General features: G+C 41.5%; 29 protein-coding genes and 1 pseudogene. 19 read left to right on the top strand and 11 right to left on the bottom strand.

Going from position 1 to position 24,299, the window contains the following annotated elements; genetic code table 11:
* Positions 1-4: 4 nt before the first annotated feature.
* From MHH54_RS17305 to MHH54_RS17250, 12 genes and pseudogenes are all read left to right on the top strand, one after another.
* Positions 5-880 (top strand): prephenate dehydrogenase/arogenate dehydrogenase family protein, encoded by an 876-nt coding sequence (locus MHH54_RS17305; RefSeq protein ID WP_003215347.1) that lies wholly within the window; start codon positions 5-7, stop codon positions 878-880.
* A gap of 45 nt (positions 881-925) precedes the next feature.
* Positions 926-2,260 carry a TRAP transporter large permease subunit gene (locus MHH54_RS17300; RefSeq protein ID WP_003214816.1) on the top strand — a complete coding sequence of 445 codons (1,335 nt, stop codon included), beginning with the start codon at positions 926-928 and terminating at the stop codon, positions 2,258-2,260.
* A gap of 13 nt (positions 2,261-2,273) precedes the next feature.
* Entirely contained in the window at positions 2,274-2,540 is a 267-nt protein-coding gene (locus MHH54_RS17295) for a hypothetical protein (protein WP_003215032.1), read from the top strand.
* Between the two features lie 175 nt (positions 2,541-2,715).
* Positions 2,716-3,126: a DUF5082 family protein gene (locus MHH54_RS17290; protein WP_106029507.1), complete on the top strand. Its 411-nt coding sequence runs from the start codon at positions 2,716-2,718 to the stop codon at positions 3,124-3,126.
* Positions 3,119-3,397, top strand: coding sequence for a YwqI/YxiC family protein (locus tag MHH54_RS17285; RefSeq protein WP_050944476.1), 279 nt, complete (start codon positions 3,119-3,121; stop codon positions 3,395-3,397). The genes MHH54_RS17290 and MHH54_RS17285 overlap by 8 nt, the downstream gene beginning before the upstream one ends.
* Positions 3,398-3,408: 11 nt before the next feature.
* A complete protein-coding gene (locus tag MHH54_RS17280) occupies positions 3,409-5,118 on the top strand; it encodes a T7SS effector LXG polymorphic toxin (protein ID WP_342500477.1) in 1,710 nt (569 codons plus the stop codon).
* A 21-nt stretch (positions 5,119-5,139) separates the two neighbouring features.
* Complete coding sequence (locus tag MHH54_RS17275) at positions 5,140-5,457, top strand: hypothetical protein (protein ID WP_342500476.1); 318 nt, start codon at positions 5,140-5,142, stop codon at positions 5,455-5,457.
* 260 nt (positions 5,458-5,717) lie between these two features.
* Positions 5,718-6,104 carry an SMI1/KNR4 family protein gene (locus MHH54_RS17270; protein WP_342500475.1) on the top strand — a complete coding sequence of 129 codons (387 nt, stop codon included), beginning with the start codon at positions 5,718-5,720 and terminating at the stop codon, positions 6,102-6,104.
* A 167-nt stretch (positions 6,105-6,271) separates the two neighbouring features.
* On the top strand, positions 6,272-7,117 hold the full coding sequence (locus tag MHH54_RS17265; RefSeq protein ID WP_342500474.1) for a lipoate--protein ligase family protein: 846 nt from the start codon (positions 6,272-6,274) through the stop codon (positions 7,115-7,117).
* 28 nt (positions 7,118-7,145) lie between these two features.
* Positions 7,146-7,637 (top strand): annotated as a pseudogene (locus MHH54_RS17260) (tetratricopeptide repeat protein).
* 111 nt (positions 7,638-7,748) lie between these two features.
* Positions 7,749-10,025 carry a glycosyltransferase gene (locus MHH54_RS17255; protein WP_342500473.1) on the top strand — a complete coding sequence of 759 codons (2,277 nt, stop codon included), beginning with the start codon at positions 7,749-7,751 and terminating at the stop codon, positions 10,023-10,025.
* Positions 10,022-10,255 carry a DUF5970 family protein gene (locus tag MHH54_RS17250; protein ID WP_003214547.1) on the top strand — a complete coding sequence of 78 codons (234 nt, stop codon included), beginning with the start codon at positions 10,022-10,024 and terminating at the stop codon, positions 10,253-10,255. Before MHH54_RS17255 ends, MHH54_RS17250 begins: the two co-directional genes overlap by 4 nt.
* A 34-nt stretch (positions 10,256-10,289) precedes the next feature.
* Here MHH54_RS17250 and MHH54_RS17245 read toward each other — a convergent pair whose 3' ends face one another.
* Positions 10,290-11,090, bottom strand: coding sequence for an RsfA family transcriptional regulator (locus MHH54_RS17245; protein ID WP_003214842.1), 801 nt, complete (start codon positions 11,088-11,090; stop codon positions 10,290-10,292).
* A gap of 238 nt (positions 11,091-11,328) precedes the next feature.
* Between MHH54_RS17245 and MHH54_RS17240 the strand changes: the two genes are divergently transcribed.
* The 3 genes from MHH54_RS17240 to MHH54_RS17230 all read left to right on the top strand — a co-directional run bounded on the left by MHH54_RS17240 (position 11,329) and on the right by MHH54_RS17230 (position 13,553).
* On the top strand, positions 11,329-11,550 hold the full coding sequence (locus MHH54_RS17240) for a DUF1450 domain-containing protein (protein WP_003215259.1): 222 nt from the start codon (positions 11,329-11,331) through the stop codon (positions 11,548-11,550).
* A gap of 170 nt (positions 11,551-11,720) precedes the next feature.
* Positions 11,721-13,022, top strand: coding sequence for an HD domain-containing protein (locus MHH54_RS17235; protein WP_007497716.1), 1,302 nt, complete (start codon positions 11,721-11,723; stop codon positions 13,020-13,022).
* Between the two features lie 30 nt (positions 13,023-13,052).
* Complete coding sequence (locus MHH54_RS17230; RefSeq protein WP_050944468.1) at positions 13,053-13,553, top strand: YwgA family protein; 501 nt, start codon at positions 13,053-13,055, stop codon at positions 13,551-13,553.
* 92 nt (positions 13,554-13,645) lie between these two features.
* Here the strand turns inward: MHH54_RS17230 and MHH54_RS17225 are convergent, their stop codons facing one another.
* From MHH54_RS17225 to ssuE, 8 genes are read right to left on the bottom strand one after another with little or no spacing between them, the layout of a single operon-like run.
* Positions 13,646-14,389, bottom strand: a complete 744-nt coding sequence (locus tag MHH54_RS17225; RefSeq protein WP_003215167.1) for an amino acid ABC transporter ATP-binding protein — start codon at positions 14,387-14,389, stop codon at positions 13,646-13,648.
* Complete coding sequence (locus MHH54_RS17220) at positions 14,386-15,096, bottom strand: ABC transporter permease subunit (protein ID WP_003214542.1); 711 nt, start codon at positions 15,094-15,096, stop codon at positions 14,386-14,388. The genes MHH54_RS17225 and MHH54_RS17220 overlap by 4 nt, the downstream gene beginning before the upstream one ends.
* A gap of 16 nt (positions 15,097-15,112) precedes the next feature.
* Complete coding sequence (locus MHH54_RS17215; RefSeq protein WP_003215163.1) at positions 15,113-15,955, bottom strand: transporter substrate-binding domain-containing protein; 843 nt, start codon at positions 15,953-15,955, stop codon at positions 15,113-15,115.
* A 17-nt stretch (positions 15,956-15,972) separates the two neighbouring features.
* Positions 15,973-16,734, bottom strand: a complete 762-nt coding sequence (locus MHH54_RS17210; RefSeq protein ID WP_003215084.1) for an amino acid ABC transporter permease — start codon at positions 16,732-16,734, stop codon at positions 15,973-15,975.
* Positions 16,735-16,747: 13 nt separating this feature from the next.
* Positions 16,748-17,311, bottom strand: a complete 564-nt coding sequence (locus MHH54_RS17205; RefSeq protein ID WP_003215102.1) for a GNAT family N-acetyltransferase — start codon at positions 17,309-17,311, stop codon at positions 16,748-16,750.
* A 26-nt stretch (positions 17,312-17,337) separates the two neighbouring features.
* Positions 17,338-17,592 carry a glutaredoxin family protein gene (locus tag MHH54_RS17200; RefSeq protein WP_226804308.1) on the bottom strand — a complete coding sequence of 85 codons (255 nt, stop codon included), beginning with the start codon at positions 17,590-17,592 and terminating at the stop codon, positions 17,338-17,340.
* Positions 17,592-18,617, bottom strand: a complete 1,026-nt coding sequence (locus MHH54_RS17195; RefSeq protein WP_342500472.1) for an LLM class flavin-dependent oxidoreductase — start codon at positions 18,615-18,617, stop codon at positions 17,592-17,594. The genes MHH54_RS17200 and MHH54_RS17195 overlap by 1 nt, the downstream gene beginning before the upstream one ends.
* Entirely contained in the window at positions 18,601-19,152 is a 552-nt protein-coding gene (gene ssuE, locus MHH54_RS17190; protein ID WP_050944466.1) for an NADPH-dependent FMN reductase, read from the bottom strand. The genes MHH54_RS17195 and ssuE overlap by 17 nt, the downstream gene beginning before the upstream one ends.
* 150 nt (positions 19,153-19,302) lie before the next feature.
* Here ssuE and MHH54_RS17185 point away from each other — a divergent pair, with 150 nt between their 5' ends.
* On the top strand, positions 19,303-20,187 hold the full coding sequence (locus tag MHH54_RS17185; RefSeq protein ID WP_003214906.1) for a LysR family transcriptional regulator: 885 nt from the start codon (positions 19,303-19,305) through the stop codon (positions 20,185-20,187).
* Positions 20,188-20,225: 38 nt separating this feature from the next.
* On the opposite strand, the gene MHH54_RS17180 is transcribed toward MHH54_RS17185, so the two are convergent.
* Complete coding sequence (locus MHH54_RS17180) at positions 20,226-21,554, bottom strand: LLM class flavin-dependent oxidoreductase (protein WP_342500471.1); 1,329 nt, start codon at positions 21,552-21,554, stop codon at positions 20,226-20,228.
* A gap of 373 nt (positions 21,555-21,927) precedes the next feature.
* Here MHH54_RS17180 and MHH54_RS17175 point away from each other — a divergent pair, with 373 nt between their 5' ends.
* Positions 21,928-22,740: a zinc-dependent metalloprotease gene (locus MHH54_RS17175; RefSeq protein WP_106032099.1), complete on the top strand. Its 813-nt coding sequence runs from the start codon at positions 21,928-21,930 to the stop codon at positions 22,738-22,740.
* Between the two features lie 49 nt (positions 22,741-22,789).
* Here the strand turns inward: MHH54_RS17175 and MHH54_RS17170 are convergent, their stop codons facing one another.
* A complete protein-coding gene (locus tag MHH54_RS17170) occupies positions 22,790-22,975 on the bottom strand; it encodes a 2-hydroxymuconate tautomerase (protein ID WP_342500470.1) in 186 nt (61 codons plus the stop codon).
* A 113-nt stretch (positions 22,976-23,088) separates the two neighbouring features.
* Between MHH54_RS17170 and MHH54_RS17165 the strand changes: the two genes are divergently transcribed.
* Both MHH54_RS17165 and MHH54_RS17160 read left to right on the top strand, forming a co-directional pair.
* Positions 23,089-23,745, top strand: a complete 657-nt coding sequence (locus MHH54_RS17165) for a site-2 protease family protein (protein ID WP_223251196.1) — start codon at positions 23,089-23,091, stop codon at positions 23,743-23,745.
* A gap of 12 nt (positions 23,746-23,757) precedes the next feature.
* The gene (locus tag MHH54_RS17160) at positions 23,758-24,276 is read left to right on the top strand and encodes a YwhD family protein (RefSeq protein ID WP_106035706.1); all 519 of its coding nucleotides are present in this window, start codon (positions 23,758-23,760) and stop codon (positions 24,274-24,276) included.
* The last annotated feature ends 23 nt before the right edge of the window (positions 24,277-24,299 follow it).

Below are 24,299 nucleotides of genomic sequence, written 5' to 3'. Positions count from 1 at the left end.
TGTGATGAAGATAGGCTTTATCGGTTATGGAGAAGCTGCATATGAGCTGTCAACGGGATTGAAAACAGAAGGATTAGATCATTTTTATGCGTATGATGTACTATTACAGAATGAGAAACTTGCTGGACCAATGAAAGAAAAAGCAGCCCGCACAGGCGTCGAATTAACAAGTAATGTGAGTGAAGTCATTGGAAAATCTGACATTGTCATTGCGGCTGTGCCAGCGAATAAAACCCTAGAAGTGGCTCAATCCGTATTAGGAAGTTTGAAAAAAAATCAAGTATATGTGGATGTGTCGGCATCAACTCCAGATATTAAAAAACAAGTGGCAGACGAAATTAAAAAGCAAGAAGCTCTATTTGTAGATGCCGCCATGCTAGGATCTCTTCCGGTTAACAAACACAAGGTTCCAATCACTGCTAGCGGAAGTGGAACAGATCGATTCATTGAATTAACGAAAGAATACGGTATGAATATTACAAAAATCAGTGATCAGCCAGGAGATGCCTCAGCCTTAAAGCTAATAAGAAGCATTTATATGAAAGGGATTGTCGGTTTACTCATTGAATTTTTGGAAATTTCCAAAAAATATAATGTCGAAGATCAAGTGATTTCTTCACTAAGCGAAACGCTGGACAGCAAAAGTTTTGAAGAGACGATGAATCGTCTTGTGACAGGAAGTGCATTACATGCAAAAAGACGAGCGGTCGAACTACTTGGCTCTATTGAAATGCTGGATTCAGCTCATATTGATGCGAGCATGTCCCGGGCAGCACAACAGAAGCTAGAGAGATTAGCAGATTTTCAATTCGTTGAACGGTTTAATGGGGAAAAACCAGCCAGCTGGGAAGAAGTCATTGACGTGATGCAGCAAGGGTGATGTTTGTAAGCGCTTTATTAAAATAAGGGGAGGCGAAGAAACGACATGGGTTTTATTGCATTAATTGTATTCATAGCCGTCATCATTATATGGAATGTCGTCGTGAAACGAAATATGGGAGAAGCCATGCTGTTAGGCTTTATTGCAACCACTTTGTTTGGCGGAATGGATGCGCTTAGACTGTTCTGGGATGGTTTAAAATTTGCATCCACATATGAGGTGCTTTATGCAGCCGTTGCGTTTGTGTTCATGGCCTATTTAATCGAAAAGCTGGAATTAATTCACGCACTCTTGCGCATCCTGAATTCGGTTGTCGGCAAGCTTCCTGGGGGAGCGGCTTATATGAGTACGTTAGGTTCAGCAGTCTTAGGTGCTCTTTCAGGTTCAAATTCTGCAAACACAGCTGCCACTGGCTCTATTACGGCTTCTTGGATGATTAAATCAGGATGGAGCCGAACCCATACGGCCACGATTCTAGCCGGGAATGGCGGACTTGGAGCCGCGCTGCCACCAAACTCTTCCATGTTTATCATGCTGGGCTTTGCACCAGTTGCAGCCCTTGTCTCTGAAGGTGATTTATATATTGCTCTTTTAATAGGAGGACTGTATCAAGTCGTATACCGGTTTATTTTGGTGTATATTCTGGTGAAAAAGAATAAAATCCAAGCGATGCCGCCAGATGATATTGTTCCCTTTAGAGAAGCTGTGAAACAGGGATGGAAATCGATTTTTATTTTTTTCGGTGCCTTGATCCCTATCATCATCACAATTGGTCCGCTGGCAAACTACTTAAAAAGTAATCCAAACATTGGACCAGAGGCAATGGATCAAATTTCTTTAATTACGTGGATTCCGATTCTCATGATGCTGATTAGCTTAACAATTGGAAGAAAAAAAGCGTCTGCTTTAGATTGGTCTCAGTTTTTCAAGTCGGCCATTCCTAAGTTTACAACGATCGGTGCCTTGATGCTGTTTGCTGTTGCTGCTAGTCAGGTGCTTGCTGAATTAGGACTCGCAGAAGATTTGACGCAAATCACGTCAGTACTTGCCATTCCGAAGTGGCTCATGGTGCTCATTGTTGGTGTTCTTGTCACGCTGGTGGCTGGACCATTATCTTCAACTGCCACATTAACAGCTGTTGGGCTTGTCTCATTTTCAGCTTTAATCTCAGTCGGAGTAGACCCTGTTGTCGCTGTTGTCGCCATTCTTGCTTTTTCATCAACAGAAGGCGCTTCCCCGCCGGCATCTGGGTCAATTTTCATCGCTTCTGGTCTTGCAGGAGCCCGGCCGGAGAAAACATTTATACCGCTCATTCTTTACTATATGCTGCCGATTGTAGGAATTGGCTGGCTCATCGGAATGGGCATACTTCCAGTATAGAAAGGAGAAACACATGAGAGCATTGATGGAATTTTTATTTAAAGTGCTGCTTGTCCTTTTCTTAACGTCAGGTACCCTGTTGGTATTCGGTCAAATACTAGGGATTCTCTTGCAGAATGGAGATTTGATCATAGCAAGTACGAACCTATTCAAAAATCCCACACTAGTGTTAAGCGCTTTTTTTAGTCTTGTTGGTTTCTCTCTTCATTATATTTCTGAAAAGAAAGACACGTCATTTAGCGATCAACCATCAGCATCAGCTGGTGATTCGATCAAATAAGCGTCAAAAGCTGGATTCAGTTGGTGAATTCAGCTTTTTTTGTGCGTGTGAAATAGGCATAGAAACCCAATACGTACGATTCATTTTTCGTTGAATTCGTTTTCAATCATATGCCTCTTGTGCTAGGAAATGGTAACATAACGGAGGACTATTTAAGGAATAGAGGTGTTTGACGATGTCTGGAGCTATCATCGGTTATACAACAGCCTTGTATTCGTTAAAGGCAGACATATCCATAAAAAAAGAACAAATCATAGAACTGAGCATGTGTCGAAAAGAAATAAAAGAAGCAAAATCGACTCTGGAAGATGCTTGTAAAAAAATCACTCATCCAGATCTGACATCACATACATGGTTTGGCCATCTTGCAGATACGTTTGATGACATTCGAGACGAGATGGCATCCGCCAGTCAAGAGATAAAAGGTGTACAGCTGACCAATCTAGTGAATCGAATTGATGAGAAAATCAGTGACCTAAAATCGGAAATCCATTCGTTAGAACATGAGATCCATTCCGTTGAAAGAAAAATAGAGAGAGAAAAGCAGAAACAATTGGAAGAAAAAAGAGGGAAGTCACATGAGTAGAGAAATTAAAATAGATGCCAGTGAAATCAAACGAGTTTTACAACATACCAAACAATCAGGCGCTCAAATGAATACAAAACTTCCAACAACCATCAAAGGGAGAAACCAGCTCCTAGCAGCAGATACATTAGAAAGAATCAATCAACAGTTGAACGAATTAAGTACATCCTACATAGGCATTCTTCAGAAACAGCTTGTACAAACAGAACAAGCGGTGAACACCATGATCGAAACGGACAAGGCGCTTGCCTCCAGCAATAAAAGAAAATAAAGGAGAACGCAATGAAAACCCTTGACGCCTTTGCGCTAATAAACGGAATTGACCAAACGCTGAATACATTAAAGCAGCAATCACAACAAATCAGCTCCATAGAAAAACAAATCCATCACATCATTTCACTTGATGGCGCACTAAAGGGAGAGGCGGGACAAGCCATCCGCTCCTTTTATACAGAATGTCATATCCCCTTCCTGCAATTCTTTCAGGTCGTCATTGAGGAATACAGCACTGCGCTGAAAAGCACAAAACAGGCGCTTCATGCACTTGAATCAAACGGGCATGGCTTTATATCACAAGCATTTATTGAACACGAACTTGATCAAGGTTTAAAAAAAGCTGAACGAATGATTTCTGAAATCGTATCAGAGGTGAACCAAGCTATTGGCAGAGTTGGTCATATTGTTAAATTACCAAATGTAGACGAATCAGCTTTTCAGCAGAACTATCAAAAAGCATGGCTCGAGACCTCAAGAACCGTTGGTCTGCTTCATGCATTTGACAGAGAGCAAACAAGCGCTTTACAAGAAACAAAAAGCTCCCTTCAAACAATGAAGCAATACATCAACACGTTAAGCACCATGTTCACCGGCCCAAAAATCGACATCACGAGCTATCAAAAAGGGTCTATTTTCAAAAATGAAAAAGAAGAAAAAATAAGCAGCACCATCAGTGGATTGAATGACAAAATAGACAACCCGAAAGACAACCCGATGATGATCATGCTGAAGAAACTGAGGGAGAAAGAACGGACGGATGTGGAGACGGTTGATCGGGATGACACACATAAATACATCAACAAACAAGTCACAGTCAACGACCCATCCCTTACGACATTGCAAAGGGAAGCCGTGAACGGGAAAAACAAGATTCATAGAGACATCAGGGTCATAAATGGTAAACTATACAACGTCAAAGGCATTAAAAAATTAAAAGAATTCGATATCGCAGATGAAGTTGTCACCGACTCATCCGATATTGATTTTATTGGCGGCCGATACACCGTTTACGCCAATAAACAAATCATCCGAACGTATATCGCTAACGGTGAAGTAAGAATAGAAGAAGTAGACAAAATCCCAGAAAGCCGAAGCCGAGGCAACGCGAAGCGCATATTAGACGGTGAAGTTGTCTCAACAACCGAAAACATCATCCTAGAATACAGCGGCATCTACGACGGATATCGAGCCGTTACTGGCAAAGACCCAGAAACCAGCCAAAACATCAGCAGCACAGAACAAGCTCTGTCCGCAGCTTCAATTATCCCATTTATGAAAATCATTAAGGGCGGGAAATATGTTTTTAAAATTGATCATGGGGAGAAATTGGTCAAGAGGGTTGAGAAGCCGACTAGCGTTACAGGTCAAGTTGGTTGGAGTTTGTCAAAGGGTGGAGGAATAATAAATAAAAGAAAATATTCTCAGCATGCTCTAGAAAGAATGGCACCAAATATTCCTGAAGTAAGGGCAACATTAACAAAAAGAGCATTAAAAAAAGCTGATGAATTAGGTTATCGGCCGCAAACAAAGGACTTCAATGATTTTATAAAAAAATATGTAGATCCAAGAGATATTCCGCCTTCTGTTATTGAGGATGCTATAAAGAATACCAATAAGATGCCTGGCCATAGAAAAGGAACCTTTGTTCACGATACGCAGGATGTAAGAGTTGTTATAAATGAACTTGGTGATGTTATTACAGTTATCCCTAAATAATGAGTAAAAGGGTGAATGAAAATGTTTTTAAAATATGATGAATATGATTTGTTAGAACTTTTTCAAAGTGAGCCAGTTAGTATTACGGGTAATTTAGATGATGGAGAGTACATCTATTCTTATGAAGACGATCTGAATTTCAAATTAATTTTATCACTTGATGTATATAAACAAACAATTAGTTTAAGTATTACTTTTAATGATTTTGTAGTTTTTTCAGGTGAGTTCTCTCACGTAACCAGCATAAAAAGAAATGACAGGACTCTGATTGTGTATGTGAATGAGGAAGAAACTCTAAAAGTTAAATTTTACAATCAAGTGGGTGTTGAGCTAATTTAATTGATATTTAAATGTTTTTCAGATTTATCTACATGGCAGATAGTATAAAAACATGAACGAACTCGTTTACTCATTAAAGTCGTAAGACTAACCATGAGGTGTGGTTCTTTAATTGAAACATTAATTTTAATAGATGGTTAGAAAGTATTGAAAATTGATCTCATCATTTTCTATTGATGTTGCTGATGTGGATGTATAAAAGGATCATGACAAAATTAGCTGATTAAAAGCTAGTTCAACCCTTTAGGAGGCTTTCCGAAATGATTAATTCTTCTCAAAATCCCAACAATCCTAAACCAGCAAGTGACATACACATCAAAGAGGCAGAATCCCAGCTTAACATGGTGCTGCCCCATGCATATAAAGCATTGCTAAAACAGACAAATGGATGTTCCATTGGCGGCGATGTCCTACTATACGGCACTGAGGACATGGCGGAACGCAATGCAACATGGGAGGTTCAGCAATATGCAAGCGGCTATGTAGCCATTGGCGACGATGGCGGCGGACAAGTATTTCTCATGCGTTTGGCTGAGGATGAGAAAAAGGTGTGGATTGTGGATGCTGGTGTGATGGACCCTCAGCATGCAGAGTTGATGACTGAAAACTTGCTGGAGTGGGTGAGTGGGGGATGTATCATTGAATGATCACAGCCTTCAAATACATGAATCACTGAAAAGTAAAACTGAATCATCAAACTGAACGCTCTGTGACGTCAAATGTCATGGAGCTTTTTTGATGATCTCTCTAATTCTCCCTCCATTCATCCCATGTTATAATAAACACAGTTTATGAACGAGAGGATATGCAGGACATGAAAAATGAACCTATTGAGTTACTGACACAGCCGAAATGGCGAATCATAGATCAATCGAGCCTCGGTCTTTATGTGGACCCGAAGCAATCCTTTGCGATGGATGATACGCTTTGTGCGTCTGTCGGGAAGGGGCTCTCACCAGCAACAGCCCGTTCTTGGGTTCATCATAATACGATTGTTCTTGGTATTCAGGATACAAGACTTCCATTTCTTCAAGATGGTGTGAAGCTGCTTGAGGAAGAGGGCTATCGCGTCATTGTACGCAATTCAGGCGGTCTTGCTGTGGTGCTGGATGAAGGTGTCTTGAATGTATCGTTAATCTTTGCGGAACAAAAGAAGGGCATTGATATTGACCGCGGGTATGATGCGATGGTGGAATTGGTCCGCCGGATGCTGTCTAAGTATGAGGTGGACATTGAAGCTTATGAGATTGTCGGCTCTTATTGTCCGGGCAGTTATGATCTAAGCATCAATGGAAAGAAATTTGCAGGCATTTCTCAGCGTAGATTACGCGGTGGAGTTGCTGTGCAGATTTATTTGTGTGCAGATGGAAGCGGGCGGGAACGTGCCGACTTAATCCGCCGTTTTTATGATGCCGGATTAAAGAATAAACGGCAAGAAGTGAAGGCAGTATTTCCTGATATACAGCCAGATACGATGGCGTCTTTATCAGAATTAACTGGAGAACCAATTGATTGTGCGCTTCTTATGCGTCTTTTACTAGAAGAGCTTCAAACGCTCAGTGATCAGCTGACAGCGTCTGGACTGAACGCAGAAGAACAGCTGGAGTTTGAAAAAAACATGACGCGGATGATTGAGCGGAATGAAAAGGTGTTTTCTTAAAAAACTTGAAAAGCATAGAGGTGAAGTGATGGAAACGAAGCTTGAGAAAGCCATTGAACTTCGAAAAAGTGGACACCTTCAATAATCAAATAAAATGCTCTCTTATCTTGTAGAGAAGTATCCAGACGATGCCTCTATTCATTATCAATGTGCCTGGAGTTATGACTTGTTAGGAGAGGAAAGGCAAGCTGTCTTTTTTTATGAAAGAGCCATTGAGTTAGGATTGTCTTCAGAAGAACTAGAAGACGCTTTACTAGGGTTAGGAAGTACATACAGAACTTTGGGAGAATATGAAAAGTCAAAACAGATATTCCTAAAAGGGATGGAAACTTATCCAGACAACAAAGCCATTCAAACGTTCTATGCCATGACTTTGTATAATTTAAAGGAACATAGCAAAGCGATGGAAATATTACTGAACTGTTTAACTGAAACGACAAAAGATCCTGCTATTTTAAGTTATCGAAAGGCGATTGATTTTTATTCAAATCAGTTAGATGGTTATGGAAATAATAGTTGATTTGGCTACTTGAATAGAATTGGAGGGGCAATGTTATGAAAAAATCCCCTCCTTTGTTATGAAATTTTATATGTAATAGTCATTTATGGCATAAGAAAGAAGGAAAATGTATTGTCATTATTCACCACGTATTACCCGCTGTTTATGCTTTGTGTTTTATCTGTGCTGTATGTAATGTATCGTATTCAGCCGGTGGCCACTACTGTTAAAAAAATCATCATTGTGCTCTGTGTGTTAACAAATGCCGCCTATATTTGCTGGCGTCTTTTCTTTACACTGCCGCATGAAGGTATTTTTAATATTGTGATGGGTATTTTGCTTGTTGCCTGTGAATGCATTGGGTTTTTACAGCTGCTTGTGTTTTATACACTTGTTTGGAAGCCTTCCAATCGGAAACAAGTTATGATCAGTGATCTTGACAGGCTGCCAACAGTTGATATTTTCATAGCTACATATAATGAACCAATTGAAGTGCTGAAACGCACTGTTGCAGGTTGTGTGAATCTCTCTTATCCAAAGGACAAAGTCCACATTTATTTATGTGATGATGGCAAGCGGGCGTCTGTAGAGCAGCTTGCTTCTGAGTTTGGTGTTCATTATCTGACAAGAACAGATAACCAGTTTGCGAAGGCGGGTAACTTAAACCATGCGATGTCTCAAACGAATGGGGAGCTGATTCTCACACTTGATGCGGATATGGTCCCCCTTCCTTCGTTTTTAGAAAAAACAGTCCCTTACTTTCATGATGGAGCGACGGCGTTTGTTCAAGTTCCACAGGCGTTTTATAACGAAGATCCTTTCCAATATAATATGTTCTCGAAGGATCGAATTCCAAATGAGCAGGACTTCTTCATGCAAACCCTCCAAGCTGGGAAGGATCGGTTTAATGCTGTGATGTATGTCGGTAGTAATACTGTCTTTAGAAGAATCGCCTTAGATGAAATTGGCGGATTTGCTACTGGGGTGATTACAGAAGACATGGCGACAGGAATGCTACTCCAAGGAAAGTTCAAATCTGTGTCTGTCGGAGAAGTATTAGCCGTCGGTCTGGCACCTGAAAGCTGGCTGGATCTGTTAAAGCAGAGAGATCGGTGGTCGAGAGGGAACATTCAGTGTGCCCGTAAGTTTAATCCTTTGAAGGTTCGTGGCTTAACGCTGATGCAGCGAGTTCTTTATTTAGATGGTATTGTGTATTGGTTTAACGGTTTGTTTAAAATGATTTACATTCTCACACCGATTTTGTTTTTATTGTTTGGTATTCAAAGTTTCTGGGCAGATTTCCAGTCCATTTTCATGTTCTGGCTACCGGCGTTCTTTAGTTCCTATTTAGCATTTAAACTAGTGTCGAATCAAAAAAGAAGCATGTTTTGGAGTCATATTTATGAAAGCTCTATGGCATTCCACCTGGCTGGTGTGGCTTTAAGTGAGCTGTTTTTCAAAAAGAGAGTGGAATTTCTTGTCACACCAAAGGGAATTCAAACGGACAAAAGACACTTTCATTTGAAAACGATGATTCCCCATTTGATCTTTTTGCTGCTCTCATTGCTTGTCCTAGTGAAAATAGGATACGATGTGAAGGTAAATGGGACGATGAATGCTGATCTCATGTTGATTAATATATTTTGGGTGATGTATAACGGTGCAGGTCTATTCATGGCACTGCTTGTGGCGTTTGACCGTCCGCGTTATCGGAAATCAGAGCGATTTATCATTGAAAAAGACGGGCAGCTTCATTCCGATCATCAAAATCAGTCGATTGCTTGTTTTCTACTAGATATGAGTGATTCAGGTGCGCGTCTATCCATTCCATTGGATCAAGCTTCTTCTCTTTATCAAGGACAAACGCAATTGTTCTTTTCAGAGGATGAAAGTGTGGCGTGTGATGTGGTTTGGAGCCATCCAGAGGGAGACAAGCTGATGGTTGGTGTTGCTTTTACTGACACACAAAAATCAGAGTATCTATCACTGATCCGCTTCCTATTCACACGAGAGCATGTATCGATAACGGATCGTGAGAAAAAATCCTATGCTGTTCGGACATTTCTCCGCTTTGTAAGAGAAACGAAGAAGGTACCAAAGGCCTTGCAGCGCAAATGGATGAGAAGGCCTTTGCAAGGTGTGGCAGGCACGCTGTCCTATGAGGGCCGGTTAGAAGAGAAGGTGCCGGTGAACATACATGATATTAGTTTATCTGGATGCAAAATCGAGTCTGAAGCTGTCATTGAATTACATGAGAAAGTGCTGATCACCATTGACGCAGAATCTCTGACAGATCAGCCCGCGATTGCCGTTTGGACTTCAAAAAAACGCGGCCGGACAATTGTCGGACTCAAGTTTATTCAACCTGACATCAAGCAGATAGAAGAAAGAGAGGGAGTGGTTTCTTGAAATCAAAAAACGGCGGTTACCTCTATTTACTATGGCTTCCTGTCCTCATGGGAGCCGGCTACGGCATTTCGCTTTTGGTGCCGTTTCTTCAGCCTGTACTGACACTTGGCATCGCAGGTCTTTATATTTTTATATTTGGTGATTTTCAGGTGAGACAAGTCAGGTATATTTTTATGTTTGTTTTTTTGATTAATGTCCTATTTAGTGTGATGCTATTTTTGGGCATTTAAAAAAGTGCTTCCCGCAGATGGGGAGCACTTTTTGTTATTCTGCCATTTTTTCGAGGTTGCCGTTCCGGTCCATTTTAAAGGTTGGAGCGGCAGTGTCGTCCTCTTCAAACAAAACTAGTTTTCTTGCACGGTTCATGATTTTGACGAGTGTTTCATAATCTTCTTGAATCGTGAGTTGATCCTTTTCAAGCTTTTTCACTTCTGCTTCTAGCTGTGTGACTTTATGTGAAAGTTCGTTATTTTCTCGTTTTAACCGGCTGTTTTCCATGCGTAAGGCAGAGGATTGCTGTCCATCGCCTTCATAGCGGCGCAAGAAATCAATGACATCTTCGATGGTTAAATCCTGTTGCTGCCTAAAAGGATTGGCTTCTGGCTTTTTCTCTACGACATGAGAAGCCTGTGACAATAAATGTGATAAACTAGCTAACTCTTCATTGTAGCTTTGGTCTACAAACTGAAGTTGCTCGGCTGTTTCAGATGCTGGTGCAAACGTTTCTTCCTTCGCTGGTTCCAGCTCCTGTGAGAATTCCTCTTGCGTGACTGTTTCTTCTACTTGCGGCTGATAGAGTAATCGTTTCTTTGCAGGCTGACCATTGCCGAGTGCGCGCATCCGTTGTTTCCGCTGCTTTTTGGCAAGGGCTAGAGCTTTTTCATATTGATGCCTCACAACAGCATTCCATCTAAAACCGCATGCCGCTGAGGTGCGATTTAGCTTGTCTCCTACTTCTTCAAACGCATTCAGCTGTGTGCTGCCCTCTCTGACGTGACGTAAGACGGTTTCTGCCAAAAGGAGATCGTCTTCCTCTGACCAAGCATCTTGTCTTTGTTTTGACATGTTTAAACCCCCATATGATTTGATGGTATTAGATTAGCCAAGTTCAAGAAGGTTTATACAAGTTTGCTAAAAGGATAGTGGAAAATACTAGCTTTTATATGAGCGCGTCTCAGCGATTATCATGCGTCTTGCAAGTCCAGCAACTTCGATGTACAATGTTGGGTGGTATATTATGACTCTTGGTTGTCCAACTGTTTTATATAAAATGAAGTTCATCATTGAAAGGAAGCGTAAGACCATGGCTAATGAGTTTCGCGTATGTGACGATTGCGATGCGACGAACCTAAAGACGTTGCTGCCTCGACTCAAATCGGTTGACCCTGATGCAAAAATTGAAATTGGCTGTCAATCCTATTGTGGTCCAGGACGAAAAAAGGCTTTTGCGTTTGTGAACAATCGCCCATTATCCGCACCAACAGAAGATGAGTTACTCGAAAAGGTTCAAAAAAAAGTCAAATAAATGTCACTGAATGTGTTCAGTCGACCTAAAAAGAGGTCCGTCCCTGTCAGGTCGGGCTTTTTACGTCCATGCAATCGTTGAGAACACATTCACGAGCAAATTCAAGGATGTTTTCGGGAAAAGTTACCCGATATAATAGAAACACGTCTTAAAAAAAGAGGGACGAAACGATGGCGTATCCAAAAGGGAAATTATCTGAGGAAAAGGTATTTAAAGATCCTGTGCACCGTTATGTTCATGTACGGGACGCATTAATATGGGACTTAATAGGAACAAGAGAATTTCAGCGCCTGCGCCGAATTAAACAGCTAGGAACCACTTATTTGACGTTTCATGGTGCAGAACACAGCCGTTTCAATCATTCACTCGGTGTATATGAGATTGTGAGACGGATTGTGGATGATGTATTCAAAGGACGGCCGGAATGGGATGAGGGAGAACGCGAGCTTGTCCTGAGTGCGGCCTTGCTTCATGACCTCGGACATGGACCATTTTCTCATTCCTTTGAAAAGGTCTTCCACTTAGATCATGAATCGTTTACAAGAGATATTATTTTAGGGCAAACCGAAGTCAATGAAGTGCTTCGCCGGGTGAGTGATGATTTCCCGAAGCATGTGGCTGAAGTCATTGCCAAAACGTATCAAAACAAACAGGTGGTCAGCTTGATCTCAAGTCAAATTGATGCCGACCGTATGGACTATTTGCAGCGTGATGCCTACTATACAGGCGTCAGCTATGGTCATTTTGATATGGAGCGTATTTTGCGCGTGATGCGTCCGAGAGAAGATCAGATTGTGATGAAGCAGAGCGGGATGCATGCGGTCGAGGATTATATTATGAGCCGCTATCAAATGTACTGGCAAGTCTATTTCCACCCAGTGACACGCAGTGCGGAAGTCATTTTAACGAAAATTCTCCACCGTGCAAAAGAGCTGCATGAAACGGGCTATATTTTCACACATGCCCCTGTTCATTTTTATTCGATTTTCGAGGGGAATGTCACCACAGAGGACTATATTAAACTGGATGAATCCATTGTCTTATTTTATTTTCAGGCGTGGGAAGATGAAGAAGATCACGTGCTGGCTGATTTGTGCCGCCGTTTTATGAACCGCCGATTGTTCCAATATACAGAGTTTAATCCGAATGAAGAAATGACGAAATATTTCAAGCTGACCGCCTTGTTCAAGGAGGCAGGCATTGATCCTGACTATTATTTAGTCGTCGACTCTTCCTCTGACTTGCCATACGACTTCTACAGACCAGGGGAGGAAGAAGAGAGACTGCCGATCCACCTTTTGACGCAAAGTGGTCATATTAAAGAGCTGTCGAGACAGTCAGACATTGTTGATGCCATTTCCGGTAAACGAAGAACCGATCATAAACTTTATTTCCCGATGGACTTAATTGTAGATATGTCGGAAAAAGCTGAAGAAAAGAAGGCGATCATGAAGCTGCTTGGATTGGGATAAGGAAGTACTGAAAAAGGAGATGTCGGGAATTTGTTGAAAGAGCATGCAAAGTTGATGAAGGTATTCTCTGAATCCGGGGAAATCGTTGGACGGAAGAAGCTGCAAAAGATGATTTACATAGCAAAAAAGCTAGATTTGCCTTTTTACGAGAAATACGATTTTCACTTTTATGGCCCCTATTCAGAGGAGTTGACGCTCAGAATTGAAGAGTTGTGCAACCTTGGATTCTTGGACGAAATGAAGGAAAAAAAAGGTGGATACTATCAATATCGCTATTCGCTGACGGACAATGGGAAAGAGTTTCTCGATCAGTGTGAAGTGGACATGCCTGACCTCAAAGTGCTGACGCAGCAGATGAACGAGCAGTCGTCTCGTTTCCTAGAGCTCGTCTCTACGATTTTATACTTTGATGATCTGCCACAAGATGAGGTAAAGGAAAAGGTCTTCACCATTAAAAGCAAGCAGCGCTATACGGACGAAGAATTTGAGGATGCTCTTGCTTATATTGATCAGTTGAAGGAATTGAACTAACGAGAAGAACCAGTGTGTGATGGCTAATGGCTAGAACAGACTGGTTTTTATTTTGCGCAGAAACAAGTCGACCGCATGGATCGACTTGTATTTTATGAATGGTGATAAGAGAATCTCGCTAAAAATTGTTTTGTACGTTCTTCTTTCGTCTGTTCAAAGACTTCTTCCGGCGTACCTGATTCGACGATGACCCCATCTTCCATGAAAATCACCTTGTCGGCAATATCATAGGCAAAGCTCATCTCGTGCGTGACGATGATCATGGTGACCCCGGTTTGCGCTACCTGTTTAATGACATCAAGCGTTTCTCCTACAAGCTCGGGATCTAATGCAGAGGTCGGTTCGTCGAACAAAATGACTTCTGGATTTAAAGCCAGTGCCCGTGCAATGCCAACTCGCTGCTGCTGTCCGCCAGATAATTGATGCGGATAAGCATCCTTTTTCTCTAGCAATCCAACCTTTGTAAGCAATTGAAGAGCTGTGTCATAGGCTTGATCTTTCGGATGTTTACGGGCAATGACTAAACCTTCCATGACGTTTTCAAGTGCTGTTTTATGAAGAAATAGATCGTATTGCTGAAAGACCATGGCGGTTTTTCTTCGAAGTGCGAGAATGGCTTTAGGCTTGGCTTGATTGAACTTGACAGTCGTGTCATCAATGCTAATTTCTCCTTGATCCGCACGCTCAAGAAAATTCAAGCAACGCAGAAAGGTTGATTTCCCAGAACCGCTCGGACCTAATATGACAACCACTTCGCCTTTTTCCACTGATAAATCAATTCCTTTTAGAATCTCGTTCTTGCCGAACGCTTTATGCACCTGTTTTATGTTAATCATGCCAATCGTCTCCTTTTGTTTTTGTGTCCATATTTCTCATATGCGGCTGTGATGGCTTCAATAGAGGCGCACAGTGCCCAGTAAATCAGGGCAACGGCGATGTATGCTTCAAGATAACGATAGTTCACATTGGCTTTGATTAAAGCGCCGTTTAAAATATCGACCACAGACACCATAGAGACGAGAGAAGAGGCTTTGATTAAACTGATCAGCATGTTGTTCAGAAGTGGAAGGGAGATGGGAAAGACTTGTGGAATGATGACCCTTCTTAAGACCTGTTTGCTGGTGAAACCAACGGATAATGCGGCATCGAATTGACCCTTTGGAATAGATGCAAGAGAGCTTCGAAATATTTCGGATAACCCGCTTACGGCATATAAAGTAAGGGCGAAAATGGCAATCCATCGTCTGTCCAAATCACTGAAACGAATCTGAAGAGAAAGAGATGCAGCCAAATGATCTAGCGAGTCTGAAAAAAGAAGATAAGATACGAGCAAAATTAGAACAACAGGAATTGCTTTAAAAATAGCCACAAACCATTTGAACAATTGAGATAATACAGGCACCTGATAAAAACGGATAAGGGCAATACCAAATCCAAAGACAGAGCCAAATATTAGCGGTAGAAAGCCTAACAGCAGAGTTGTTGGCAAATAATGAAGTGCAGCTAGAAAGGCCTGCAGCATAAAGGCAACATCAAAATCCACTCAGATCGCTCCTTTCTTATGATGTAGTAAAGTCTCCGCCCAATATTTTTTTAGACAATTCAGCGAGCTTGCCGTTATCGATCAGCTTTTGTAATGCTTGATCAATGTCTTTTTGAAGTTTTGTATTGTTTTTTTGATAAAGATAGTACGTTTTAGATACATTTACAGGCTTTCCAGATGTCACAAGATTGGCATTGAACTGTTTGTTTAGCTTATTGACGTCATACTTTGTGAGCAAGGCTGCATCGACTGTGCCATTCTGAAGGTTTTTGACTAGAATTTCGTTCCCGCCATCTCCGTAGACAATGTCAATTTTCCGATCGTGCTTTTCGTTATATTGTTCTAGCAGATAAGCGAAATTACTCCCTGTAGAAGTATGTACCTTGTGTCCTGCCAAATCGTCCAGGCTTTGAAAATCATGACCGGATGCTTTATCAACAACCACATAGCTTGTATAGTCTGTGTAGCCAACTTTTCCAAATAGATATTTCTTCTGGCGCTCATCATTGATTTCATATTGATGGGCAGCGAGATCTACTTTACCAGCATCTAAAGCGGGCAGAATATTTTTAAATTCAAAGGATTCATATTTAAACTGATATTGTGGAAGCAGCTGATCGACTTCGTCTAATACAGCCTTCTCATAGCCTGTTAATTTGCCGTTTTCATCTAAGTAAACGAAAGGCTGGTAAGCGTTCCCTGTGCCAACGATGATTTCTTTCGCATCTGGATCATTATTCGTTGCTTCTGCTTTGACTTCATTCGATTGTTCCGTATTTCCGCAGGCAGCAAGCAGCAATGAGCCAAGTGTAAGCAGACCGATGATGGAATGTTTTTTGAATTGTTTGTTATTTTTCATGTGAAATCCTCCTCGTTTTACTTCGCACGCTTTTCGACTGTAAAGGCCGTTTCCGCTCTTTTTAAGGAAACGAACGTTGCTTGACGCTGTTTTCTTGTTTTCGGTGTATTGATCCACTTTTCCAATAGGTCAAACGCTTTTTCTAGCAGCAGACTTAACATTATAAAAATAACGGCAGCAATAAAGTATCCTTCTAATACGCGGTAGTATAATGCCCCTAATGTTTGAACCTTTCCGATAATATCCATTACGCCCAGTGTAAAGGCGAGAGAGGTATTTTGTAATAAGTTGACGATGGCCACACCAATATTCGGTAGTGCGATTTTTCCTGCTTGAGGAATGAGTGTCCTTCTATAAATCTGCCATTTTGTCAGCCCAATCGAGGCAGCCGCTTCATATTGAGATGCTGGGACACTTGATAAGGCTGATCGGAATATTTCTGAAAAGTAGGCAGCAGTATTGAGTCCATATGTAATATAAAGAAAGATCAATTTGTTCCACATGGAGATATCAAGGCCAATTGTTGCGAGCACACCTGGCAGGCCATAAAAGACAATAAACATTTGAACAAGGATAGGTGTTCCGCGAATAAATGAGACATAGATTGCACTGAGCTGATGCAGGACAGGAATGCGCTCAATTCGGAAATAAGCAAGGATAAATCCAAGAAAGCTGCCAATCAAAGTGGCAAATAAAACGATCAGCAAGGTGGTCGGAAGGGCTGATAATACTTTAGGGAAGAGTGTGACCACATACTCCCATTTGAAAAACTCACCCATGTTGAATCACCTCCTATGTAGAAGTCGTTTCGACTTTTTCTTCTGCGGGTGGCGCGCCTAATATGGCAGCATCGAACCGTTCTGGGATAAGTACTTTATACATCAAGATACCTAAGTCACCATTTTCGGCTTCACGTTCAATATATTTTGTGTATCCTTTTCGTTCGTACATGTCTAAAAGCCAAGGGTGTTTCCGGCCAGAAGTGCCCAGTGTATACGCAGGCGCTTTATATGTTTGCCGGAGCAAGGTGTTTTCCACATAATCGAGCAGCTTGTTTCCAATCCCTTGCCCTGCTAAATCAGGAGCTGTCGCAAACCACCAAACAAATGGATATCCTGAGACCGGTTGCGTACTCTCCCAAGGAAAACGGATGGTGATGGTTGATATGAGCCGCCCGTCTCGTTCTAAAACAACGGCAGCGGACTGTGTAATGTTTTCTATGACCATTTCAAGTGTGGCGTTCGTGGATGGCCAATCAATGCCCATTTCCCCAAGTGGTTTAAATGCACTGGACAGCAATTCTAAAAAGGCTGGCGCATCTTCTTCGGTAGCGATACGAAAAATATCTCGACTCATGACAAACCTCCATTCAAAATGTAATGTCAGATTAATGCTTTTCTTAAAGTCTCGATATCTGGATTCAACAATGCTTGATACACGTGAGGATCATGACTGATCTCAACTACAGGCACATAGCGGACGCCGTATTTTTCCTCTAAAATGTTTCTGTAATCATCATGTTCAGTGACATCAATCGTTGAATAAGGGATCTGCTGTTCGTTGAAATAGGATTGAATGTCCTTGCAATAACTGCATCCATTTTTGCTCCATAAAATGATTTTTTGACTGTTTGACATTAGACGTTCACCTCGTGATTTATTTTTTTAGCTGCTGTTTGTTCATGGTTAAACGCTTCTTTTAACAATGTGACAGACGCAATTCTTGCCTCAATGTCTACGATCGGAGTTAGTACGATGAATTCATTGATATCGTATGTCTCGGCCAGCTCAGTCAGCCGGTGATGAACAGTTTCTTTTGTGCCAGCGGTATAGCCGGTTTTTTGTACGTGAATGCTGTAGTGTTCCTTTTCCATTCCTTTCACTAGCTTTTCTGCATCCTCTATTGATGTGACATTGAGCTTTCTTCCATCGGAAAAGGAGACCTTTACTGTTTCCTTTTGTTTGATGTGCAAGAGTGCTTGTTCATGATCTTCGGCTGCGGAAACGGTGATGGCGAGAAGGAACTGCTGGCGAGTGCCCGCTTTTTGATATGTTTGGAAGGTCTCCCTTGCTTCTTTTAATAATGATTCATCTCCATTAATAAAGAAGGCAAATACAAAGGAGATTCCGAGTTTTGCTGCGAATTTAGCGCTCTCCGTACTTCCCCCTAAAAGGAAGATGTCGGGTGACAAACGTGGGATGGGCTGAGCATTCAATTCTTTTGAGTGTTCCGTAAGGTAGGTTTTGAGATCCACTAATTTTTGAGAAAAATCTTTCCGTGACGCTTGATAATCCTCCTGAAGTGCTTGTGTCGAGAGGTTCAGCCCTCCTGGTGCTTTCCCAACGCCTAAATCGACTCTGCCAGGCGCTAGTGATGCCAGTACATGAAATGTTTCAGCTACTTTAAATGGGCTATAATGCTGTAGCATGACACCTCCAGAACCAATTCGCAAATTGCTCGTTTTTGCTAATAGATAGCCGGCAAGGGCTTCAGGGGATGAACCTGCTACTTGAGGGTTATTGTGATGTTCAGACACCCAAAACCTGTGATAGCCAAGTTGATCCGCTGCTTCAGCTAATCTGACAGTATGCTGAATGCCCGCCTCTGCGTTCTCGTTTTCACCGACAAGGCTTTGATCAAGAATACTAAGGGTGATCGACATTGGCTGTTCCTCCTATCAGACTTTGATATTGAGATAATGCGAGGTTTAACCTGTTTATGGCATCTGAATCAATTAAATAATTATCTGAACCCTGCTTTTTGACCTGTTGATCCACGACATACACACCAGATTGAACAACTGTTGCACCAAGTTGGTGAATAATCGGTTTAAGAGCATATTCAATGACGAGCAGATGACCATAGGTTCCTCCTAAAACGAACGGAAGAACGGGTTTTCCTTGTAATGCTTTTTGGGGAAGTAAATCTAAAAACGTTTTTAAAATACCGGAAAATGACGCTTTGTAGACAGGCGTTAACACAATGACACCGTCACTCTCATTCACGAGTTCAATGGCCTTGACAATCTCTTCGTTTGAAAAGTCTGCTCCTATTAGTGCGCTGCTAGGCAGCTGGTGAACTTGAATGGTATGTACATCTATTCCATTGAATGTTAACTGCTGCTGAATATGCTGCAGGACACCCGTTAATCGAGATTGGACGGAATGACCTCCTGCTATAATCGTTACTTTCGTCAATTCGTCTCCTCCATTTCTTATAATTCCGTCTAAACAACTTGGAATAGTTGATAATATAAATTATAATAAGGCAAACCAATAGAAAAGTATAATTAGTAATCATAAATACACGATTCAGATATTTAAAATACAGGGAGAAGAGGGGTTTTCATGGAGATTCGAGCGATACGCACTTTTGCCACCATCGTGAAATACGGAAATTTTTTAAAAGCAGCAGCAGCGCTGAATTATTCTCAGCCAACCATTACTTTGCATATCAAACATTTAGAAGAGGAAATTGGAGAGAAGCTTCTAGAAAGAGGGAAGACCTTAAAGTTAACAGCATCAGGACAGCTTTTTTATGAAAGAGCCAATTCTTTACTCAATGAATATGAGAAACTGACGAAAACGCTCCAAGATTTAGAGGTAGGCATTGCGGGGTTCATTCGCATCGGTGTTTCTGAGCCCACAGCCAGCTTAGAGTTCCCATCGCTTCTTGCAGAATTCAAGGAAAGGTTTCCGAATGTAGAATTTTCTGTGCAAGTAGCAGATGCAAATACACTGAGTTCCTTGCTTTCCCATGATGAGATTGATTTTGCGATTTGCGGCGCACCAGAAGCTTCGATGGAAAATAGCTATAAGCCGCTTTTTCAAGATGATATTGTTTTGTTGGTTCCGTCTTCCCATCGATTGGCGGAAAAAGATGCAGCGGAGGTAACAGATTTAGAAAATGAAACCATATTATTCACACCTCACAATTGCCCCATCCGCATCCAAATTGAACAACAAATCGTTAACGTCATTGGGAGCAATTACAATAAGTTAGAGATTACGAGCAGCATGTCCCATAAACACTATGTTCAGGCTGGATTAGGAGTGTCTCTTTTTACTCGAACCGCCCATTCTTTTACACTCCCCGGTACAAAGGTATTAGAAATAAAGGGTATTCAAGTGTCCCCGCCAGTTGGTCTATTGAGGAAAACAAATGATGCGCCTGGAAGAGCTGTACTCCAGTTTATTGATCTCATTGAAAATCGATTGCATCGAACAACATGAAAAAGGGGTTAGCCTTTGTGCTGACCCCTCTTTCATGTTTATTTTACGGTTTGTTTAAGAAACTGATTCTTCTTAATAGGCAGACCCAAATTTTCGCGAAGGGTATGAGCTTGATAATTTGGATCATAATATCCTCTTTCTATCAAAATCGGGATCACATGCTCTGTCCATTCGGATAAACCACTAGCTAGAATCGGAGCGCCAAAAATAAATCCATCTGCGGCATCTTCTTCGATCCATTGAATCAATTTGTCAGCCACTTGTTCGTAAGTGCCGAAAAAGGCACTTTTTGGAGTGGTCACTTGTAAAGCGACTTCTCTTAAGGACAAATTTTGTTCTTTGGCCATTTTTTTAATGGATTCTGTTGTAGATTGAAAGCTGTTTGAACCAGCGTCACCTATATCAGGAAAAGGTTCATCAAGCGGGAATTGACTGAAGTCCAAATGATCAAAGAATCTGCCGAGGTAATGCAGGGCTTCTTCAATAGAGACTAGATGTTTAATGGCTTCATATTTTTCTTCTGCTTCTTCGACTGTTTTCCCTGTAATCGGGTGGATGCCAGGGAATATTTTGATATCGGATGGTTTTCGACCAAGCGCTTCGGCTCTATTTTTCACGTCACGGTAATAGGCTTTTGCCTTTTCAAGTGAATCGGCATTTGTAAATACAGCGTCTGCTTCTTTTGCGGCTAGATCTTTTCCTGCCTCTGAAGCACCTGCTTGGAAAATCACGGGCTGCCCTTGTTCAGATCGTTCAATATTTAAAGGACCTTTGACAGAAAAGTGTTTCCCATGATGGTTTAATGTGTGCAGTTTATCTCGATCGAAGAAGACACCTGTTGAACGATCTCTTATAAAAGCATCTTCTTCCCATGAATTCCAAAGCCCATTCACTACATGTAAATACTCTTCTGCAATTTCGTATCGAAGGGAGTGGCTAGGATGAGAACGGATGATGTGATTTTCAGCAGAACCTTCTAACGGTGAAGTCACAACATTCCATCCTGCCCGGCCTCTGCTTAACTTATCCAAGGAGGCAAATTGTCTGGCAATGGTAAAGGGCTCACTGTAGGAAGTGGATACGGTCCCCACAAGTCCAATTTGTTTGGTGACTGCAGCAAGAGCGGATAAGATGGTTAATGGTTCAAATCGGTTCAAGAAATGAGGAATCGAATGTTCATGAATATATAAGCCATCTGCGACAAAGACAAAACGGAAACCCGCTGCTTCTGCCTTTTTTGTCATCGCTTGATAGTAATCAATATTAACACTTGCATCTGCTGGAACTGATTCATCCTTCCACGCATTCATGTGACCTCCCGGACCATGTAACATTAATCCAAATTGTATGTGCTTTTTTTCAGACATGCGGATCGTCCCTTCTGTTTTGAAATAGCCATGTTTTATGTTTTTCATCATAAGGTAGAATCGTAAAGAAGTATAATTGGTATCAGTAAAGTATGACTTTATCTTTTCTAATATCATTTTTTGTTTCTTTCAGATGTGTCATTGAGTCCATGACATCATGTCTTAAAACCATGGGAGTTTATTAAGTAAATGACCCAGACCAAAAGCGCTATTTTTCGATGAAATCTGTGTCGGAATATCCGAAAAATTAGTGAATATGACGTATTTCGACTTTCTTCCTGTGTATCTAATTCCCTGTTTTTGACTGAATAGAAGGAAAGTGGTGAATTTTCAGTGAATATATAACTTTGTGAAAATCAAAGGAGGGATAGGAATGAAAAAGCGTTCAGTCTTTTTGTCATTTTTATTGGTAGGTAGTTTGTTACCGGGAGTAAGTTCAGCTTCAGCACCAGTCGCGAGTGCTGGTCATGGGCATGATCATGGTCATGCGCCGTTCGAAACACATATTAGTGAGGGGTTGCCAAAGGCAAACGATTTTAAAGATTTGACGAAAGCACCTCCAATTGAACGAGATGTGACAACAAAGGTATTAGATGAGTCTGGTAAGCAGGTGGGCTCTAGAACCTTTAAGGCGAATACAGGAGATTCTATTTCAACAAAGGCAAGTACAGGCAGTCAAAAAGTAACGGTCTATGCTGTAGCAGATGCGCAGTATCGTGCGAAATATAGTGACTGGCAGACGCGCATTGTCAGCATCATCGAGCAAGCGGACGTCACCTTTAACCGTGATCATGATGTGGACTTTGTCGTACAAGCAGTAGGATCTTGGACATCTTCTGGATCAAATGCAGAGCAAATTTTATCTAACCTTTCGCGCAGCTTTGATGGCAGAGGATACGATTTTGTCACTGGATTTACAGCAAATCCAAACTTTGATGCTGGCGGAATTGCCTATGTATACAATAGTGCACCGCGCGGAAGTGCATTCGCCGTCAACCTTGATCAAGGAACAGCGAATACAGCAAAAGCGGCTACGCATGAATACGGCCATAACTTTGGCTTACCGCATGACCCTCAGGGCAGCGGCATTGTCTGCTTAATGAATTATGATTATTCCTACACTGTCGATTTCTTTGATGCGGCTCATAAAAATCAAGTGAACCGTAACAAAGCGTGGTACAGATAAAATAAGAGAAAAAAGGACAAACATCTATGTGCTTGTCCTTTTTTTATGCTTACAGGTCGCTCATTCGCTTTCCTGCTACGGCATAGTGTTCTTTTTTCATTTCTTTAATAATAACAGAGACTTTTTCTGCACCTGCGCCTGTTGTTTCAACAACAGCATCAGTGACTTTCTCCACAAGAGCTCTTTTCTGCTCGTCTGTTCTTCCTTCAAGCATTTGTACGGTGACAATCGGCAATGCGAAAACCTCCTTTTTCCTTTCATGCTACGCTTCCCTTTAGTTTAAGGGACTTCTTATAGTATACTGAATGAAGTAAATCATTGTATAGAAAGAAAGAGGGATTCATGCCTTTGAACCAATTTCTTGTTTATCCATTAGAACTCATTCCATATGTCGCCATTACACTTGTTGTTGCATTTACGATGCACGAGCTGGCACATGCATATGTTGCGTATCGTTTCGGCGACCCGACAGCTAAGAACCAAGGGAGACTCACATTAAATCCACTGAAGCATCTTGATGTATTTGGGACGATTTTGATCTTTGTCGCTGGGTTTGGCTGGGCGAGACCTGTACCGGTCAATCGTTACCATTTCAAAAACCCGCGCTTAGCAGGAATCTGCGTCTCGATTGCTGGCCCTTTAAGTAACTTAGTGTTGGCGTTTCTAGGCTTTTTCGTGTACGTGCTTCTTCAGAAATTTGGCGGGGAGTCGCTCATGCGCTTTGAGCCGGGAGTTGATCATTTCTTCCGGATATTTATTAACTTGAACGTCATTTTGTTCCTATTTAACTTATTGCCACTTCCGCCGCTGGATGGGTATCGTATTATTGAGGACGTTGTCAGCCCCCGTATCCGGGCGAAAATGACGCAATTCGAACAATATGGGATCATTATTTTTCTCATATTCGTGATCACGCCGCTAGGACAGTTTGTTTTTGGTCCATTGATCGGAATGCGGGATCAAATCATTCAATGGTTTAATCTTATTTTGAAGCCGCTGCTTTAGGAGGTTTAATGAATGGAAGGTAAAAAGAAGAAACCAATTGGTTTTAACATCATTAAAAAAACAGATGCAACCGACGGACACGGAGGCTTTGGAGCCGGTGCGCTCAGCCTAGATAACATTTCGCCGGTGATCATTGATGTAGAGGAAAAGGAAGCTGTCATTGATATTGGTGCGATGCATGCGAGAAGTGCCGTTGAAAAAGGAATTAAATTTCTGAAAACAAAAGAAGAAGTGCCGAATGGAAAACCGTATTGGCTCGTATGGGTGACCATTGACCGTAGAGAAGAAGGTCCTTACTATGCGGGTGTCACGGCTTGCGAAATGACCGTTGATCGTTCAATTCGCCGCGGGTATAAGTCGCTTCCAGAGCATGTGAATTTCATGGATAAATCAATGAAGCGAAAAATCGTTGTCAGTCATATGGATGATGTATCGAAAAAGGTGCTGGCTGATTTCTTGAAGAGTCATAATGAAGCACTATGGGAAGCATCCACAGATGAATTAAAAGAAGGATTGTCTGTCCCTGAATAATTGTGAAATTTTTGTGAAGAATG

Source organism: Bacillus sp. FSL K6-4563, from assembly GCF_038630405.1.
GTDB lineage: Bacteria > Bacillota > Bacilli > Bacillales > Bacillaceae > Bacillus > Bacillus pumilus.
This window is presented reverse-complemented; position numbering and strand designations above follow the sequence as displayed.